The 17,236-nt window shown below is 70.7% G+C and carries 14 protein-coding genes; 9 read left to right on the top strand and 5 right to left on the bottom strand.

Features of this window, described 5'->3' with window-relative positions; translation table 11 throughout:
• Window positions 1–166: 166 nt before the first annotated feature.
• From ACIQ6R_RS10020 to ACIQ6R_RS10010, 3 genes are all read left to right on the top strand, one after another.
• Entirely contained in the window at window positions 167–1,396 is a 1,230-nt protein-coding gene (locus ACIQ6R_RS10020; RefSeq protein ID WP_404220057.1) for a sensor histidine kinase, read from the top strand.
• Window positions 1,393–2,076 carry a response regulator gene (locus ACIQ6R_RS10015; RefSeq protein ID WP_404174479.1) on the top strand — a complete coding sequence of 228 codons (684 nt, stop codon included), beginning with the start codon at window positions 1,393–1,395 and terminating at the stop codon, window positions 2,074–2,076. Before ACIQ6R_RS10020 ends, ACIQ6R_RS10015 begins: the two co-directional genes overlap by 4 nt.
• Before the next feature lie 155 nt (window positions 2,077–2,231).
• Complete coding sequence (locus ACIQ6R_RS10010; protein WP_404220055.1) at window positions 2,232–5,351, top strand: efflux RND transporter permease subunit; 3,120 nt, start codon at window positions 2,232–2,234, stop codon at window positions 5,349–5,351.
• 99 nt (window positions 5,352–5,450) lie between these two features.
• Here the strand turns inward: ACIQ6R_RS10010 and nadA are convergent, their stop codons facing one another.
• A complete protein-coding gene (gene nadA, locus ACIQ6R_RS10005; RefSeq protein WP_404174472.1) occupies window positions 5,451–6,635 on the bottom strand; it encodes a quinolinate synthase NadA in 1,185 nt (394 codons plus the stop codon).
• 264 nt (window positions 6,636–6,899) lie between these two features.
• Between nadA and ACIQ6R_RS10000 the strand changes: the two genes are divergently transcribed.
• Entirely contained in the window at window positions 6,900–7,256 is a 357-nt protein-coding gene (locus ACIQ6R_RS10000) for an iron-sulfur cluster assembly accessory protein (RefSeq protein ID WP_053129615.1), read from the top strand.
• A gap of 107 nt (window positions 7,257–7,363) precedes the next feature.
• Here ACIQ6R_RS10000 and ACIQ6R_RS09995 read toward each other — a convergent pair whose 3' ends face one another.
• Window positions 7,364–8,899 carry a hypothetical protein gene (locus ACIQ6R_RS09995; RefSeq protein ID WP_404220053.1) on the bottom strand — a complete coding sequence of 512 codons (1,536 nt, stop codon included), beginning with the start codon at window positions 8,897–8,899 and terminating at the stop codon, window positions 7,364–7,366.
• Window positions 8,900–9,049: 150 nt separating this feature from the next.
• Window positions 9,050–9,259, bottom strand: coding sequence for a hypothetical protein (locus tag ACIQ6R_RS09990; RefSeq protein ID WP_404174466.1), 210 nt, complete (start codon window positions 9,257–9,259; stop codon window positions 9,050–9,052).
• A gap of 133 nt (window positions 9,260–9,392) precedes the next feature.
• Here ACIQ6R_RS09990 and ACIQ6R_RS09985 point away from each other — a divergent pair, with 133 nt between their 5' ends.
• Window positions 9,393–10,367 (top strand): carbohydrate kinase family protein, encoded by a 975-nt coding sequence (locus ACIQ6R_RS09985; protein WP_404174463.1) that lies wholly within the window; start codon window positions 9,393–9,395, stop codon window positions 10,365–10,367.
• Window positions 10,368–10,512: 145 nt separating this feature from the next.
• On the opposite strand, the gene ACIQ6R_RS09980 is transcribed toward ACIQ6R_RS09985, so the two are convergent.
• Complete coding sequence (locus ACIQ6R_RS09980; protein WP_404220051.1) at window positions 10,513–11,895, bottom strand: cysteine desulfurase/sulfurtransferase TusA family protein; 1,383 nt, start codon at window positions 11,893–11,895, stop codon at window positions 10,513–10,515.
• Between the two features lie 328 nt (window positions 11,896–12,223).
• On the opposite strand from ACIQ6R_RS09980, the gene coxB reads away from it, so the two are divergent.
• From coxB to ACIQ6R_RS09960, 4 genes are all read left to right on the top strand, one after another.
• Window positions 12,224–13,183 carry a cytochrome c oxidase subunit II gene (coxB, locus tag ACIQ6R_RS09975; RefSeq protein ID WP_404174457.1) on the top strand — a complete coding sequence of 320 codons (960 nt, stop codon included), beginning with the start codon at window positions 12,224–12,226 and terminating at the stop codon, window positions 13,181–13,183.
• Window positions 13,180–14,916, top strand: a complete 1,737-nt coding sequence (gene ctaD / locus ACIQ6R_RS09970) for a cytochrome c oxidase subunit I (protein WP_310873746.1) — start codon at window positions 13,180–13,182, stop codon at window positions 14,914–14,916. Before coxB ends, ctaD begins: the two co-directional genes overlap by 4 nt.
• Window positions 14,913–15,311 carry a cytochrome c oxidase subunit 4 gene (locus tag ACIQ6R_RS09965; RefSeq protein WP_404174454.1) on the top strand — a complete coding sequence of 133 codons (399 nt, stop codon included), beginning with the start codon at window positions 14,913–14,915 and terminating at the stop codon, window positions 15,309–15,311. The genes ctaD and ACIQ6R_RS09965 overlap by 4 nt, the downstream gene beginning before the upstream one ends.
• A gap of 130 nt (window positions 15,312–15,441) precedes the next feature.
• Complete coding sequence (locus ACIQ6R_RS09960) at window positions 15,442–16,719, top strand: Ig-like domain-containing protein (protein ID WP_404220049.1); 1,278 nt, start codon at window positions 15,442–15,444, stop codon at window positions 16,717–16,719.
• An 88-nt stretch (window positions 16,720–16,807) separates the two neighbouring features.
• Here the strand turns inward: ACIQ6R_RS09960 and ACIQ6R_RS09955 are convergent, their stop codons facing one another.
• Window positions 16,808–17,209: a hypothetical protein gene (locus ACIQ6R_RS09955; protein ID WP_404174448.1), complete on the bottom strand. Its 402-nt coding sequence runs from the start codon at window positions 17,207–17,209 to the stop codon at window positions 16,808–16,810.
• Window positions 17,210–17,236 lie beyond the last annotated feature (27 nt).

The raw sequence follows: 17,236 nt of genomic DNA, 5'->3' as shown, positions 1-17,236 counted from the left end.
AGTCTGTCGGGTACCTCCAGCGTGCCCCGTACTTCCAGCCCGTCCGGCGTTCGCGGACGAGGCCGTCCAGGCCGAAGCGAGGGTCCGGGGGCGCGGCCCCCGGCCAACGCCCACTGAAGGCGGGCCCACTCATAAGACGCGCCCACTCCGGCTACCGTAAATCGCCGTGAGCACCCTCGCCCGCGCCCGCTGCACCATCGGCGCCCACCCCTCCGCCCTGGACGCGGCCATCGCGGTCGCCGTCCTGGTGTGCATGGTCGCCGGCTCCTTCGTGGACCCGCACAGCCCCGAGGGCGTCACCTGGGGCCTGCGCACGCCGGACGCGCTCGGCCTGGCCCTCATGGCCGTCGGCGCCGCGGCGCTCGTCTTCCGCCGCCGCGCTCCGCTGGTGGTCCTCGCGGTCACCGGCGGCGTCTCCGTGGCCGAGAGCGTCACCGGAGACCCCCGTGCCCCCGTCGTCATGTCCGCCGTGGTCGCCCTCTTCACCGTCGCCGCCTCCACCGACCGCCCCACGACCTGGCGGGTCGGCCTGCTCACCATGACCGTGCTGACCGGCGCCGCCATGCTGGCCGGACCCCTGCCCTGGTACGCGCAGGAGAACCTGGGCGTCTTCGCCTGGACCGGCATCGGCGCCACCGCGGGGGACGCGGTCCGCAGCCGGCGCGCCTTCGTGCAGGCCATCCGGGACCGGGCCGAGAAGGCCGAGCGCACCCGGGAGGAGGAGGCCCGCCGCCGGGTCGCCGAGGAGCGGCTGCGCATCGCCCGCGACCTGCACGACGTGGTCGCCCACCACATCGCCCTGGTCAACGTCCAGGCCGGGGTCGCCGCCCACGTCATGGACAAGCGGCCCGACCAGGCCAAGGAGGCCCTCGCCCACGTACGGGAGGCCAGCCGCTCCGCGCTGGACGAGCTGCGCGCCACCGTCGGTCTGCTGCGCCAGTCGGACGACCCCAAGGCCCCGACCGAACCCGCCCCCGGTCTGGACCGCCTCGGCGAACTCGTCGCCACCTTCCACAACGCCGGGCTGCACGTCGAGGTGGCCCGCACCGACCAGGGCACCGACCTGCCCGCCGCCGTCGACCTGGCCGCGTACCGCATCATCCAGGAGGCGTTGACCAACGTGCAGAAGCACGCGGGGACGCGGGCGAAGGCCGAGGTCAGCGTCGTGAGGGTGGGACCGAACATCGAGGTCACCGTGCTCGACGACGGCGCCGGCGGGGGCGAGGACCCCCGGCCCCCCGCCGACGGCGGCGGCCACGGCCTGCTCGGCATGCGTGAGCGGGTCACCGCCGTGCGTGGCACCCTCACCACCGGTCCCCGCTACGGAGGCGGTTTCCGGGTCCATGCGATCCTTCCGATCAGGAACCGCACCGATGCCGCGGAGGGCCCCGTATGACGATCCGTGTCCTGCTCGCCGACGACCAGGCGTTGCTCCGCAGCGCCTTCAGGGTGCTGGTCGACTCCGAGCCCGACATGGAGGTGGTGGGGGAGGCGTCCGACGGCGCGGAGGCGGCCCGGCTGGCCGCCGAGCAGCGGGCCGACGTGGTGCTGATGGACATCCGGATGCCCGGCACCGACGGCCTCGCCGCCACCCGCATGATCAGCGCCGACCCGTCCCTCGCCCATGTCCGCGTGGTCATACTGACCACCTTCGAGGTCGACGACTACGTGGTGCAGTCGCTGCGCGCGGGCGCCTCCGGCTTCCTCGGCAAGGGCTCCGAACCCGAGGAACTGCTCAGCGCGATCCGCGTCGCGGCCGGCGGCGAGGCGCTGCTGTCCCCGACCGCCACCAAGGGGCTGATCGCCCGCTTCCTCGCCCAGGAGGGCCCGGCCGGCGAGGACCGCGACCCCGCCCGCGCCGAGCGGCTTCAGACGCTGACCGTGCGCGAGCGCGAGGTGCTGGTCCAGGTCGCCGGCGGACTCTCCAACGACGAGATCGCCGAGCGGCTGGAGGTCAGCCCGCTCACCGTGAAGACGCACGTCAACCGGGCCATGTCCAAGCTGGGCGCCCGCGACCGGGCCCAGCTGGTCGTCATCGCGTACGAATCCGGGCTGGTACGTCCAAGGGTGGAGTGACCTCCGCCCCGGCGTACTGCGGCGGGAGTATGCGCCGCATAAGGAAGTCGACCTGGGACCTAGGGAACCGGGGTCACTCATGGACCAGGGTGTGGGGTGGGCGTACAGATGTGCCCCCACCCCCTCCGCTCGGCCACAGAGAGAGACCCTGATCCATGTCCTGGCTGTCGAGATTCAGCCTCGCGCAACGGGCCCTGATAGGCCTGATGTCGATCGTCGCGCTCGTCTTCGGCGCGATCGCCGTCCCCCAGCTCAAGCAGCAGCTGCTGCCCACCATCGAACTGCCCATGGTGTCCGTGCTGGCGCCGTATCAGGGCGCCTCGCCGGACGTGGTCGAGAAGCAGGTCGTCGAACCGATCGAGGACAGCCTCGAAGCCGTCGACGGGATCTCCGGCATCACCGCGACGGCCAGTGAGGGCAACGCCGTCATCATGGTGTCCTTCGACTACGGCAACGGCACCCAGCAGCTCGTGGCCGACGTCCAGCAGGCCGTCAACCGGGCCCGCGCCCAGCTCCCGGACGACGTGGACCCGCAGGTCATCTCCGGCTCGACGGACGACATCCCGACCGTCGTCCTCGCCGTCACCTCCGACAAGGACCAGCAGGCGCTGGCCGACCAGCTCGACAAGACGGTCGTCTCGGAGCTGAAGGACATCGACGGTGTCGCCCAGGTCGTGGTGGACGGCGTCCGGGACGTGCAGGTCACCGTCACCCCCGACCCGGCGAAGCTCGCGAAGGCCGGCGTGGCCCCGCAGGTGCTCGCCCAGTCCCTCCAGGCCGGCGGCGCCACCGTCCCCGCGGGCTCCTTCGACGAGGACGGCGCCAACCGCACCGTCCAGGTCGGCGGCGGTTTCACCTCGCTGAAGCAGATCCAGGACCTCATGGTCACCGGCGAGGGCGTCGACAAGCCGGTCCGCCTCGGTGACGTCGCCACCGTCGAGGAGGAGGAGGCCAGGGCCGACTCCCTCACCCGCACCAACGGCGAGCCGAGCCTCTCCGTCGCCGTCACGATGGACCACGACGGCAGCGCGGTCGCGATCTCGAACGCCGTCGAGGACAGGCTTCCCGAACTGCGCGAGCAGCTCGGCTCCGGCGCGACGCTCACCGTGGTCAGCGACCAGGGCCCGGCGGTGTCCAAGGCCATCTCGGGTCTCACCACGGAGGGCGGGCTCGGTCTGCTCTTCGCCGTCCTGATCATCCTGGTCTTCCTGGCGTCGATCCGCTCCACCCTGGTCACCGCGGTCTCCATCCCGCTGTCGGTGGTGCTGGCGCTGATCGTCCTGTGGACGCGCGACCTGTCGCTGAACATGCTGACGCTGGGCGCGCTCACCATCGCCATCGGCCGGGTCGTCGACGACTCGATCGTGGTTCTGGAGAACATCAAGCGGCACCTCGGCTACGGCGAGGAGCGCCAGGAGGCCATCCTCAAGGCGGTCCGCGAGGTCGCCGGAGCGGTCACCTCCTCGACGTTCACCACGGTCGCCGTGTTCCTGCCGATCGGGCTGGTCGGCGGCATGGTCGGCGAGCTGTTCGGCTCCTTCAGCCTGACCGTGACCGCCGCGCTGCTCGCCTCCCTGCTGGTGTCGCTGACGGTCGTCCCGGTGCTCTCGTACTGGTTCCTGCGCCCGCCGAAGGGCACCCCCCAAGACGCGGACGAAGCCCGCAGGCTGGCGGAGGAGAAGGAGGCCAGGAGCCGCCTCCAGCGCTTCTACGTCCCCGTCCTGCGCTTCGCCACCCGCCGCCGCCTCACCAGCGTGGCCATCGCCGTCGTCGTCCTGCTCGGCACGTTCGGCATGGCGCCGCTGCTGAAGACCAACTTCTTCGACCAGGGCGAGCAGAAGGTCCTCAGCATCAAGCAGGAGCTGAAGCCCGGCACCAGCCTGAGCGCGACGAACGCCCAGGCCGAGAAGGTCGAGAAGCTGCTCGGCGACACCGAGGGCGTCAAGGACTACCAGGTCACCATCGGCTCGTCCGGCTTCATGGCCGCCTTCGGCGGCGGCACGGACACCAACCAGGCCTCGTACCAGCTGATGCTGGAGGACTCGGCGTCCACCGAGGACGTCCAGGACCACATCGAGGACGGGCTCGCGAAGCTCGACGGCATCGGCACCACCACGGTCGCCGCCGGTGACGGCTTCGGCAGCCAGGACCTGAGCGTCGTCGTCAAGGCGGCCGACGCGCAGGTGCTCCGCGAGGCCTCCGAGGAGGTCCGCGAGACGGTCGCCGGGCTCGACGACGTCACCGACGTCACCAGTGACCTGGCGCAGAGCGTGCCCCGCATCTCGGTCAAGGCCAACGCGAAGGCCGCCGCGGCCGGCTTCACCGACCAGACGCTCGGCGCGGCCGTCGCCCAGGCGGTGCGCGGCACGCCGGCCGCCAAGGCGATCCTCGACGACACCGAGCGCGACGTCGTGATCAGGTCGGCCCAGCCGGCCGAGACGCTGGCCCAGCTGAAGGCCCTGAACCTGGGCCCGGCCGAGCTCGGCGACATCGCCACGGTCGCGCTGGTGGACGGCCCGGTGTCGATGACCCGCATCGACGGGCAGCGGGCGGCGACCATCACGGCCAAGCCGACCGGTGACAACACCGGCGCGGTGGGCGCCGAACTCCAGTCGGAGATCGACGGGCTGGACCTGCCGGCCGGTGCCACGGCCGAGATCGGCGGCGTCACCGCCGACCAGGACGAGGCGTTCGTCAACCTGGGCCTGGCCATGCTCGCGGCGATCGCGATCGTGTTCATGCTGCTGGTCGGCACCTTCCGGTCGCTGGCCCAGCCGCTGATCCTGCTGGTGTCGATCCCGTTCGCGGCGACCGGCGCGATCGGCCTGCTGCTGGCGACCGGCACCCCGATGGGCGTCCCGGCGATGATCGGCATGCTGATGCTGATCGGCATCGTGGTCACCAACGCGATCGTGCTGATCGACCTGATCAACCAGTACCGCAAGCAGGGCTACGGCGTCGTCGAAGCGGTGATCGAGGGCGGCCGGCACCGTCTGCGGCCCATCCTGATGACGGCCCTGGCGACCATCTTCGCCCTGCTCCCGATGGCGCTGGGCGTCACCGGTGAGGGCGGCTTCATCGCCCAGCCGCTGGCGGTGGTGGTGATCGGCGGTCTGATCACGTCGACCCTGCTGACCCTGCTGCTGGTCCCGACGCTCTACGCGATGCTGGAGCTGCGCAAGGAACGGCGCGCTAGGAAGAAGGCGGCGAAGCGGGGCGGCGACGTGCCGCCGCAGGCCGCGGCCTCCGGGGAGCCGGAGACGGCGAAGGTCTGAGGCATCCGGAAACGGCTGGGGCCCTGCCCGACACCGAAGGTGGTCGGGCAGGGCCCCAGCCGTGAGCGGCGGTACGGGCGAGTGGGTGGGAAACGCCCCCTACGGCAGGGCGAGCATCCGCTCCAGCGCCAGCTTCGCGAACGCCTCCGTCTCCTTGTCGACCTCGATGCGGTTGACGAGGGTGCCTTCGGCGAGCGATTCCAGTGCCCAGACCAGGTGCGGCAGGTCGATGCGGTTCATGGTCGAGCAGAAGCAGACCGTCTTGTCGAGGAAGACGATCTCCTTGTCCTCGGCGGCGAAACGGTTCGCCAGCCGCCGGACCAGGTTCAGCTCGGTGCCGATGGCCCACTTGGAACCGGCCGGGGCCGCCTCCAGGGCCTTGATGATGTACTCGGTCGAACCGACGTAGTCCGCCGCGGCCACGACCTCGTGCCGGCACTCGGGGTGCACCAGGACGTTGACGCCCGGTATGCGCTCCCGCACGTCGTTCACCGAGTCGAGGCTGAAACGGCCGTGTACCGAGCAGTGACCCCGCCACAGGATCATCTTCGCGGCGCGCAGCTCCTCGGTGGTCAGCCCGCCGTTCGGCTTGTGCGGGTTGTAGAGGACGCAGTCCTCCAGGGACATGCCCATGTCCCGCACGGCGGTGTTGCGGCCCAGGTGCTGGTCGGGCAGGAACAGCACCTTCTCGCCCTGCTCGAAGGCCCAGTCCAGGGCCCGCTCGGCGTTGGACGACGTGCAGATGGTGCCGCCGTGCTTGCCCGTGAACGCCTTGATGTCCGCGGAGGAGTTCATGTACGAGACGGGCACGACCTGCTCGGCGATGCCGGCCTCGGTCAGCACGTCCCAGCACTCGGCGACCTGCTCGGCCGTCGCCATGTCCGCCATGGAGCAGCCGGCGGCCAGGTCGGGCAGGACCACCTTCTGGTCGTCGGAGGTCAGGATGTCGGCCGACTCCGCCATGAAGTGCACACCGCAGAAGACGATGTACTCGGCCTCCGGGCGCGCGGCCGCGTCCCGGGCCAGCTTGAAGGAGTCCCCCGTGACGTCGGCGAACTGGATGACCTCGTCACGCTGGTAGTGGTGACCGAGCACGAAGACCTTGTCCCCGAGCTTCTCCTTGGCCGCGCGGGCGCGCGCGACCAGGTCCGGATCGGAGGGCGAGGGCAGGTCGCCGGGGCACTCCACACCGCGCTCGCTCCTCGGGTCGGCCTCGCGGCCGAGCAGCAGCAGGGCGAGGGGCGACGGCTGTACGTCGAGCGCCTGGGTCTGGGCGGTGGTCACGACACGCACCCTTTCTTCTTTTCGTCGAACTGACGCTATCTATCATATCCGGTTCACGTCAGTTTGACGACGGCCATTGTGTCGGTGTGACGTGAATCCCGGTGCCCGAGCCGTCGTCCACAGCCGCTGTTCGCTCTCCGGGGCGTGTGCGAGCATGAAGGGAAGGTCGAGGAGCAAGACACGGGTCCGTCCCGGAATGAATCCGCGGCCCCGCCGGTTGGAACCGTCGGCAAGCAGTCTCCGTACAACCTTGGAGAGATGTAGATGTCCGTATCGGACGAGACCACCACCGTCACCGACGGCATCATCCTGACCGACGCCGCCGCGGCCAAGGTCAAGGCCCTGCTCGACCAGGAAGGCCGTGAGGACTTGGCGCTGCGCGTCGCCGTCCAGCCCGGCGGCTGCTCCGGCCTGCGCTACCAGCTCTTCTTCGACGAGCGCTCGCTCGACGGCGACGTGGTGAAGGACTTCGACGGCGTCAAGGTCACCACCGACCGCATGAGCGCCCCGTACCTGGGCGGTGCCACCATCGACTTCGTGGACACGATCGAGAAGCAGGGCTTCACGATCGACAACCCGAACGCGACGGGCTCCTGCGCCTGCGGTGACTCCTTCAGCTAGGGCCCGCCCCAGCCACGCGGCGGACACGCCACAGTCGTACGAGAGGGCGGCGGCCCGGGATTGACCCGGGCCGCCGCCCTCTCGCCTTCCCGCCTACGGGATCTCCGTCACCGGCCCCCGGACGGCTGGGGCAGCCGCGCACCCGGCTTGTGCAGCGGGATCTCCTCGCCGTCCGAGCCCACGACCGTCCGGTCGCCGAGCGGCTCGTCGAGCGGCACCGTCCGCTCGTACTCCTTGGCGATCAGGATGCAGACCTTCTCCGGATGCGGGGTCTCGGTCACCGTGACGGTCACCTTGTCCGCGCTCTCCTTCGCCTTCGCCTCGTAGTCGGAGCACACCCCGCCCGTGAAGTGCACGGTCAGCTCCCCGCCCGCGGCCGTGTAGCCGCTCACCTCGACGTCCCGGGGCTCACCCGGCGCCGAGGCCGGCTCGTCGGACGGGGCCGGTGACGGCGAGGCGGGGGCCGCGGTCGTGAGGTACTCCGGGTCGACCGCCGGATACGTCACCGTGAAGGCGTCCGGCGTGCCCGGCGCCCGCACCTCGAACAGCCAGGACGGCACCAGCGTCTGCCGCCCCCGCACCGGATGCGCGGCCAGCCCGAACACCGCGTCCTCGACCGTGATCGTCTGCTTCTCGGGCTTCTGGGGCTTCTCGGGTTTCACCGGCTTCCCGGGGGCGCCCGTCGGCGGCTCGCAGGGCGAGTCCGTGCGGTCCCGGTGCGGTACGGGACTCGCGCAGCCGCCGATGCCGGCGCCGGAGGTGCCGCCCGGCGCGTTCAGCAGCGCCAGTGTCTCCTCGGCGCCCAGGACGGGATACGTGTCCCCCTCGACCGGCGCCTTCACCTGGCCGCTGCCGCCGACCACCTCGCCCCGCGCGCCCACGACCACACCGGTCGTCCAGCCGTACGTGGGCAGCCCGCCGACCTCGGGATCGGCGTTCACGGCCCGCCGGGCGCCCATGACCTGGCCCGCGTCCAGCTTGGCGTCGTCCTGGCCCAGTGCCTTCAGCACCGGCGCCGCCGCCTTCTTCGCGGCCGCCTCGCTCACCGGGTCCCCGTCGGCGGACGGGCCCTTGCACACGGTACCCTTCTCGCAGTCGTCGGTACCGGGCGTGTAGCGGTGGAACGTCCAGGTGCCCGGGGCCTGAGTGTGCACCGTCAGCAACGGCCCCGAACCGTCCTTGGCGTTGCCGACCTTCCACGCCTCGCCCCGCACGCGCGGCGTGCCGTCGACCCCGAGCGCCTCGGCCAGCCGGGCCACCTCCGCCTCGGTGACCTCGCCCCGCGCCCGGTACACGGGCGCCGATCCGGGCCCCTCGGGAAGCGAGCCGTCGGCGCGGTAGGTGACGCCGTACGGGTTGGGTTCGCCGGGTGCGATGCCGTTCGTGCCGCTCTGGGCAGGCGCCCCGTGGTCGTCCAGGGGGAGCGGCGGGGGAGTGTCGTCGCCGGACGCCCCGGAGGCCGTACCGCCGTCCGGGCCGCCATCGGAGGCCGACGTGGCCAGATAGGCCCCGCCGGTCCCGACCAACAGCACGGCGGCGGCGACGGAGGCGACGGCGACCGCCCGGGGACGCCGCCGCGCGGGACGCCCGGTGCCGGCCTCGTCGGCGGCGTCGGCGTCGTTGTCGGGTCGCTCGGTGTTCACCGCATCGCTCCTTCGGCTGTTACTGGGGACAGCGATGGGACGCGGTGGGGGAGGATCCGGTTCCCGGCGACGTCACGCGTCGCCCGAACGGCCTCGGAGCCGCCCGAACGGCCTCGGAGCCGCCGGACGGTTCGAGTCGCCGGACGACCCTCAGTCGCCGTAGTCCGACATCGCGTCCAGCAATCGGGCCGACGTCCGGGGCACCCGCACGCCGTGGATGAGGGAGACGGGGACGGGGCGGGTGGAGACCTTCACCGGTGCCTCCCAGCGCGGGGTCATCCGGGCGCAGTCGCCGCGCAGCGACGCCAGGTCGCCGTCCAGGTCGGCCGGGGCGGGGTCGGCGGTCCTCAGGTTCGTCATAACAGAACCGTAGGCACGTCCCAGACCGCGAAGAAAGTTGTACTACCGGGTAGTTTTGCCTGCTTCGGAGCAGGGGCACTCCCGGGTAGCGTGAACTGTCAACCCGCCTCCCCCTCAGGAGAGAGTCCACGCCGTGCGCATCGCAGTCACCGGCTCCATCGCCACCGACCACCTCATGACCTTCCCCGGCCGCTTCTCCGACCAGCTCGTCGCGGACCAGCTGCACACGGTCTCGCTCTCCTTCCTGGTCGACCAGCTCGACGTACGCCGGGGCGGCGTCGCCGCGAACATCGCCTTCGGCATGGGCCAGCTCGGCACCCGGCCGATCCTGGTCGGCGCGGCCGGCTCGGACTTCGACGAGTACCGGGCCTGGCTGGACCGGCACGGCGTCGACACCGGCTCGGTGCGCATCTCCGAGACCCTGCACACCGCCCGCTTCGTCTGCACCACCGACGCCGACCACAACCAGATCGGCTCCTTCTACACGGGCGCGATGAGCGAGGCCCGCCTCATCGAGCTCAAGACCGTCGCCGACCGGGTCGGCGGCCTCGACCTGGTCTCCATCGGCGCCGACGACCCGGAGGCGATGCTCCGGCACACCGAGGAGTGCCGCACGCGGTCCATCCCCTTCGCCGCCGACTTCTCCCAGCAGATCGCCCGGATGAACGGCGACGAGATCCGGATACTGCTGGACGGGGCGACCTACCTCTTCTCCAACGAGTACGAGAAGGGGCTCATCGAGACCAAGACCGGCTGGACCGACGAGGAGATCCTCGGCCGCGTCGGCCACCGCGTCACCACCCTCGGCGCGCGGGGCGTCCGCATCGAGCGGGCCGGCGAGCCGACCATCGAGGTCGGCGTCCCGGACGAGGAGCGCAAGGCCGACCCGACCGGCGTCGGCGACGCCTTCCGCGCGGGGTTCCTGTCGGGACTGGCCTGGGGAGTGTCGTTGGAGCGGGCGGCGCAGGTGGGCTGCATGCTGGCGACCCTCGTCATCGAGACGGTGGGGACGCAGGAGTACCAGCTGCGCAGGGCGCACTTCATGGAGCGGTTCACCAAGGCGTACGGAGATGAGGCCGCGGTCGAGGTTCAGGCGCGCCTGAGCTGAGGACGTGGTTCGCGACCACTCGTCTGCCTGGCCGGGGCGCGTGGTCGTGTGCGGGTGCGTGGGGGCTGCTCGCGCCCACGCGGCGGAGCCGCATATCGCCACGCGGCGGAGCCGTATGTCGGTACAGCCCCGCGCCCCTGTCGGGTCACCTGGTTCGGCGTACCAGGTAAGCCGTGCCCTGATCCGCCGGCTCTTCCCCCCGGTACTCCTGCCCCCGCATCTCGCACCACGCCGGGATGTCCAGGCGGGCCGCCTCGTCGTCGGAGAGGACGCGGACCGTGCCCCCGACGGGCACGTCGCCGATGACCTTGGCCAGCTCGATGACCGGGATGGGGCAGCGCCGGCCGATCGCGTCCACGACGAGGTCGTCCCCGCTCTCGGGGGCGGCCTGCGCGGCGGCCGGCGCTCCCAGCTTCTCCCGCACCGCGGCCACCGTGCCCGGCAGCACCTCCAGGAACCGCTCGACGTCCTCGGCCGGCGTCCCCGGCGGCAGCGACACCCGGACGTTGCCCTCGCTGAGCACTCCCATCGCCTTCAGGACGTGGCTCGGCATCAGGGTGCTGCTCGTGCAGGACGATCCGGAGGAGACCGAGAAACCGGCACGGTCCAACTCGTGCAGCAAAGTCTCCCCGTCGACATAGAGACACGAGAAGGTGACGGTGCCGGGCAGCCTGCGCACCGGATCGCCGACCACCTCCACGTCCGGCACCAGAGCCGCCACCCGCGCCCGGATCCGCTCCGTCAGCTCCCGCAGCCGGGCCGCCTCCGCGACCGCCTCGGCCCGCACCGCCCGCAGCGACGCCGCCGCGGCCACGATCGCCGGGAGGTTCTCGAAACCGGGCGCCCGGCCCGACTCCCGCTCGTCCCCGGGGCCTTGCGGCGCGAACCGCACGCCCTTGCGCACGACGAGCAGTCCCACCCCCGAAGGCCCGCCCCACTTGTGGGCACTGGCCGCGAGCAGGGACCAGTCGCCCGGCACCTTCCCCCACCCCAGCGACTGCGCCGCGTCCACCAGCAGCGGCACGCCCGCCGCCCGGCAGGCCTCGGCGACCTCCGCCACCGGCTGCTCGGTGCCCACCTCGTGGTTGGCCGACTGGAGGCAGGCCAGCGCGGTGTCGCCGCGCAGGGCCGCCGCGTACGCCGCCGGGTCCACCGCCCCCGTCCGGTCCACGGCGACCCGGGCGACCGACCCGCCGCCGGCCTCGTGCACCTCGGCCGCATGGAGCACGGAGGAGTGTTCGACCGCCGACACGATCAGGTGACTTCCGGCGCGACGCCGCCCGGCCAGCGCCCCGGCGACCCCCGAATGCACCGCCCGCGTCCCCGAAGGGGTGAACACCAACTCGTCCGCCCGGCACCCCACGGCCTCGGCGGCCGCCTCCCGGGCGGCGTCGAGCAGCATCCGGGCCCGCCGCCCTTCCCGGTACAGCCGAGCGGGATCGGCCCACCCTTCGTCGAGGGAGGCCTGAAGGGCCTGGCGGGCCACGGGGTGAAGGGGAACCGCGGAAGCGGCGTCGAGGTAAGCCACACGGCCACGCTATGACGTCCGGCCGGGCGGCGCCGACCAGGGGCGCGGGGGCTGTGCTCGATCTGCGGCTCCGCCGCGCGGGCGCGACCGGCCCCGACGCACCGTCAGCCGCCGACGAACCCCCAGCTCGCACCCCCGTAGGCGCCTCCGTCCCACCCTTTCAGGGTGCCCCCCGGCGCGTATGCCACCCTCCCCGCGACCCCTCGGAGAGCGTCGGCTAGGGTTTGGTCCGCATAAACATCAAACCCCTGCCCGACGCAGGGCGGCGACCGACCAGCGAGAAGGCCGCAGCCGAACAGCGCGGGCGAGACTCTCGGGAAGGCGCTACGTGAGTCCCAACGGCTCCGACCGCTCGCCGCGGCGCCCGATGCGGCGGAAGCTGCTGCAGGCACTGACCGCGGGCCTGGTCCTGGCGACCGCCACCGGTTGCACATACGAGGACTTCCCCCGCCTCGGCATGCCCACCCCAACCACGGAAGAGGCTCCGCGGATCCTCTCCCTGTGGCAGGGTTCCTGGGCAGCCGCGCTGGCCACCGGCGTGCTGGTGTGGGGCCTGATCCTGTGGAGTTGCTTCTTCCACCGGCGCACCCGCACCAAGGTCGAGGTTCCTCCGCAGAACAGGTACAACCTGCCCATCGAGGCGCTGTACACCATCGTTCCGCTCGTCATCGTCTCGGTGTTGTTCTACTTCACCGCCCGTGACGAGTCCGAGCTCATGAGCCTCAAGAAGAAGCCCGACGTCACGGTCAACGTGGTCGGCTTCCAGTGGAGCTGGTGCTTCAACTACGTCGAGAACGTCGACGGTTCCTCCGGCGACGCCAAGACCTCCAAGGAACTGGCCGCGATTCCGGACCGGTTCAAGGAGGACTTCCCGGCGAACGCCGGCGGCACCTACGACTGCGGCGTTCCGGGCACGGAGAACCCGCAGACCGGCAACCCCGGCCCGACCCTCTGGCTCCCCAAGGGCAAGACGGTCCGCTTCGTCCTGACCTCGCGTGACGTCATCCACTCCTTCTGGGTGGTGCCGTTCCTCATGAAGCAGGACGTCATTCCGGGCCACACCAATGCCTTCGAGGTGACCCCCAACAAGGAGGGCACCTTCCTCGGCAAGTGCGCCGAGCTGTGCGGCGTCGACCACTCCCGGATGCTGTTCAACGTGAAGGTCGTCTCCCCGGAGCGCTACGAGCAGCACCTCCAGGACCTCGTGAAGAAGGGGCAGACCGGTTACGTTCCCGCGGGCATCGCGCAGACGAGCCACGAGAAGAACCGGGAGACGAACAACCTGTGAGCATCCTCAACGAACCCCAGGGTGCCTCGGCAGCGGAGGACTCGTACGAGAACGAGCTGCCGGTACGGCGCAAGCAGCCCGGCAACGTCGTGATCAAGTGGTTGACGACCACTGACCACAAGACGATCGGCACGCTGTATCTGGTGACGTCGTTCGCGTTCTTCGTGATCGGCGGCGTGATGGCGCTGTTCATGCGCGCCGAGCTGGCCCGCCCGGGTCTGCAGATCATGTCGAACGAGCAGTTCAACCAGGCGTTCACGATGCACGGCACGATCATGCTGCTGATGTTCGCGACGCCGCTGTTCGCCGGCTTCGCGAACTGGATCATGCCGCTGCAGATCGGCGCGCCGGACGTGGCCTTCCCGCGGCTGAACATGTTCGCCTACTGGCTGTACCTGTTCGGCTCGACGATCGCGGTGGGCGGCTTCCTGACCCCGCAGGGCGCGGCCGACTTCGGCTGGTTCGCCTACTCGCCGCTGTCCGACGCGGTGCACTCGCCGGGTATCGGCGGTGACCTGTGGATCATGGGCCTGGCCTTCTCCGGCTTCGGTACCATCCTCGGCTCGGTCAACTTCATCACCACGATCATCTGCATGCGCGCGCCGGGCATGACCATGTTCCGGATGCCGATCTTCACCTGGAACGTGCTGCTGACCGGTGTGCTGGTCCTGCTCGCCTTCCCGGTGCTGGCCGCGGCCCTGTTCGCGCTGGAGGCGGACCGCAAGTTCGGTGCGCACATCTTCGACTCGGCCAACGGCGGAGCGTTGCTGTGGCAGCACTTGTTCTGGTTCTTCGGGCATCCAGAGGTGTACATCATCGCGCTGCCGTTCTTCGGCATCGTCAGTGAGATCATCCCGGTCTTCTCCCGCAAGCCGATCTTCGGCTACATGGGCCTGATCGCCGCGACGATCGCGATCGCCGGTCTGTCGGTGACGGTGTGGGCCCACCACATGTACGTCACGGGCGGCGTGCTGTTGCCGTTCTTCTCCTTCATGACCTTCCTGATCGCGGTCCCGACCGGTGTGAAGTTCTTCAACTGGATCGGCACCATGTGGAAGGGATCACTCAGCTTCGAGACACCGATGCTGTGGTCCACCGGCTTCCTGATCACCTTCCTCTTCGGTGGTCTGACCGGTGTCATCCTGGCCTCGCCGCCGCTGGACTTCCACGTCTCGGACTCCTACTTCGTGGTGGCGCACTTCCACTACGTGGTGTTCGGCACCGTGGTGTTCGCGATGTTCGCCGGCTTCCACTTCTGGTGGCCGAAGTTCACCGGCAAGCTGCTGGACGAGCGCCTCGGCAAGATCACCTTCTGGACGCTGTTCATCGGCTTCCACGGCACCTTCCTGGTCCAGCACTGGCTGGGTGCCGAGGGCATGCCGCGCCGGTACGCCGACTACCTGGCGGCCGACGGCTTCACCGCCCTGAACACGATCTCGACGATCAGCTCGTTCCTGCTCGGCATGTCGCTGCTGCCGTTCTTCTACAACATCTGGAAGACGGCCAAGTACGGCAAGCCGGTCAACGTGGACGACCCGTGGGGCTACGGCCGTTCGCTGGAGTGGGCGACCTCCTGCCCGCCGCCGCGGCACAACTTCCTCACGCTGCCGCGGATCCGCAGTGAATCCCCCGCCTTCGACCTGCACCACCCGGAGGTCTCGGCGATCGACCAGCTCGAGAACGTCGGTCACGGTGAGAAGACCCTCGCCGGCGGCAAGGAGGCCGGCAAGTGAAGATCCAGGGACAGCTCTTCATCTGGCTGAGCGTCTTCATCCTGGCCGTCGCGATCGTCTACGGCTACTGGTCGATGGAGCCGGCCGGCACCACGGCCCTGTTCCTGGCCTTCGGCCTGTCCATCATGATCGGCTTCTACCTGGCCTTCACGGCCAGGCGGGTCGACGCCGGTGCCCAGGACAACAAGGAAGCGGACGTCGCGGACGACGCCGGCGAGCTCGGGTTCTTCAGCCCGCACAGCTGGCAGCCGCTGGCGCTCGGGTTCGGCGGAGCGCTCGCCTTCCTGGGCGTGGCGGTCGGCTGGTGGATCATGTACTTCTCGGCACCGATCCTTCTCGTGGGCCTGTTCGGCTGGGTTTTCGAGTACTACCGCGGTGAGAACCGCACCCAGTAGCACGCGCCGAGCGCCGAGGGGCCCGGACACTCCGTCAGGAGCGTCCGGGCCCCTTCGTCTGCCCTACACTCCCTCACTCGTCCGGATTACCCACCGTGCCGTCGTTGACGTGTCTCCCTAGCGTGAGGTCATGAGCGACACGGTTCACTTCCAGGCGCGGGGGCGTACGGTCGTCGGCTGCACCCTGCTGGTGATGGCCCTCGGCGCGGGCGTCACCGCCTGCAGCGGCGACGACGACAACCCGCTGTCCGCCTCGCCCTACGACGCGGCCGGCCAGATCTCCTTCAACGGCCCCACGGACGCCGGGAAGAAGGCCGACCCCGACAAACCCCTGGAGGTCGTCGCCGAGGGCGCCGACGGGCGCATCACGGACGTCACGGCCATGGACGCGGCGGGCCGCTACGTCGCGGGCGAACTCTCCGCCGACGGAGCCCGCTGGCACAGCACCTCACCGCTGGCCGCCGGCGCCCGTTACACGGTCCGGGTGAGCACCGAGGACGGCGACGGCGCGCCCGGCCGCAAGGTCCTCACCTTCGAGACCGGACTGCCCAGCTCCAAGAAGACCCTGGACGTCTCCTTCGGGCCCGAGGCGGGCGCGTACGGCGTCGGCCAGCCCATCACCGCGGAACTGAGTCAGCCGGTCGCGGACCCGGCCCAGCGGGCCATAGTGGAACGTGCCCTGAAGGTGGACTCCACGCCGGCCGTGGAGGGCGCCTGGCGCTGGGTGGACGACAAGAAGCTCCACTACCGGCCCAAGGAGTACTGGCCCGCCCACGCCACCGTCCAGGTCCGCAGCACCCTCGACGGCATCAAGATCGGCGACCGGATGTGGGGCGGCGCCGCCAAGTCCCTGACGATCACCACGGACGACCGCGTCGTGGCCGTCACCGACGCCGCCGCACACACGCTCACGGTCTTCCAGGACGGCCGGGAGGTCAGGAAGATCCCCGTCACCACCGGCAAGCCCGGCTTCGAGACCCGCAACGGCGTCAAGGTCGTCCTGGGCAAGGAACCGTTCGTACGCATGCGCAGCAGTACCGTCGGCATCGCCGAGGGGTCCTCGGAGTCGTACGACCTGCCCGTGTACTTCGCCACCCGGGTCACCTGGAGCGGCGAGTACGTGCACGCCGCCCCCTGGTCGGTCGGCTCCCAGGGGACGGCCAACGTCAGCCACGGCTGCGTCGGTATGAGCACCGCCAACGCCGAGTGGTTCTTCGGCGCCGTCCAGGAGGGCGACCTGGTGGAGGTCGTGAACTCGGGCGGCGAGACGATGGAAGCCTTCGGCAATGGCTTCGGCGACTGGAACCTGGACTGGACCAAGTGGCGCACGGGCAGCGCCCTGACGGCCGGCACCGCGAACGCCCCGAACACCCAGGAGGCGGCAAGGCTACGGCCGACGGCGGTGTGAGCGACCCACAGGGGCGCGGTGAACCGCGCGACGAGCCACCACGGCGCCGCCCCCGCCGGACACCCGCACCCCCTGCCCAGGAGGCGCCCTAGACGCCCTGCAGCCTCTTCTCACGCAGCAGCGCGGCCAGCGCGGACGCGAACTCCACCGGTTCCACAGGCAGCGTCACAGCCGCCTCCGCCCGGCTCCACGTCGCCAGCCACGCGTCCTGCGGCCGGGCGATGAGCAGCAGCACCGGCGGGCACTGGAAGACCTCGTCCTTGATCTGCCGGCAGAGCCCCATGCCGCCCATGGGCACCGCCTCGCCGTCCAGGACGCAGACGTCGATCCCGCCCTTGTCCAGCTCCTTGATCGCGGCGGCCGGGGTGGCGCACTCCACGAACTCGACCACGGGCACGTCCGGAGCCGGCCGGCGACCGGTCGCCAACCGCACCTGCTCGCGGGTGTTGGAGTCGTCGCTGTAGACCAGCACCGTGGCGGTCGGCTGCATGCTTCCTCCGATACGCAGTGAAACAGT

The sequence above is a fragment of the Streptomyces sp. NPDC096048 genome (genome assembly GCF_044763415.1).
Lineage (GTDB): Bacteria > Actinomycetota > Actinomycetes > Streptomycetales > Streptomycetaceae > Streptomyces.
The sequence above is the reverse complement of the archived record's forward strand: the minus strand, read 5'-3'. Positions and strand labels throughout refer to the sequence as shown.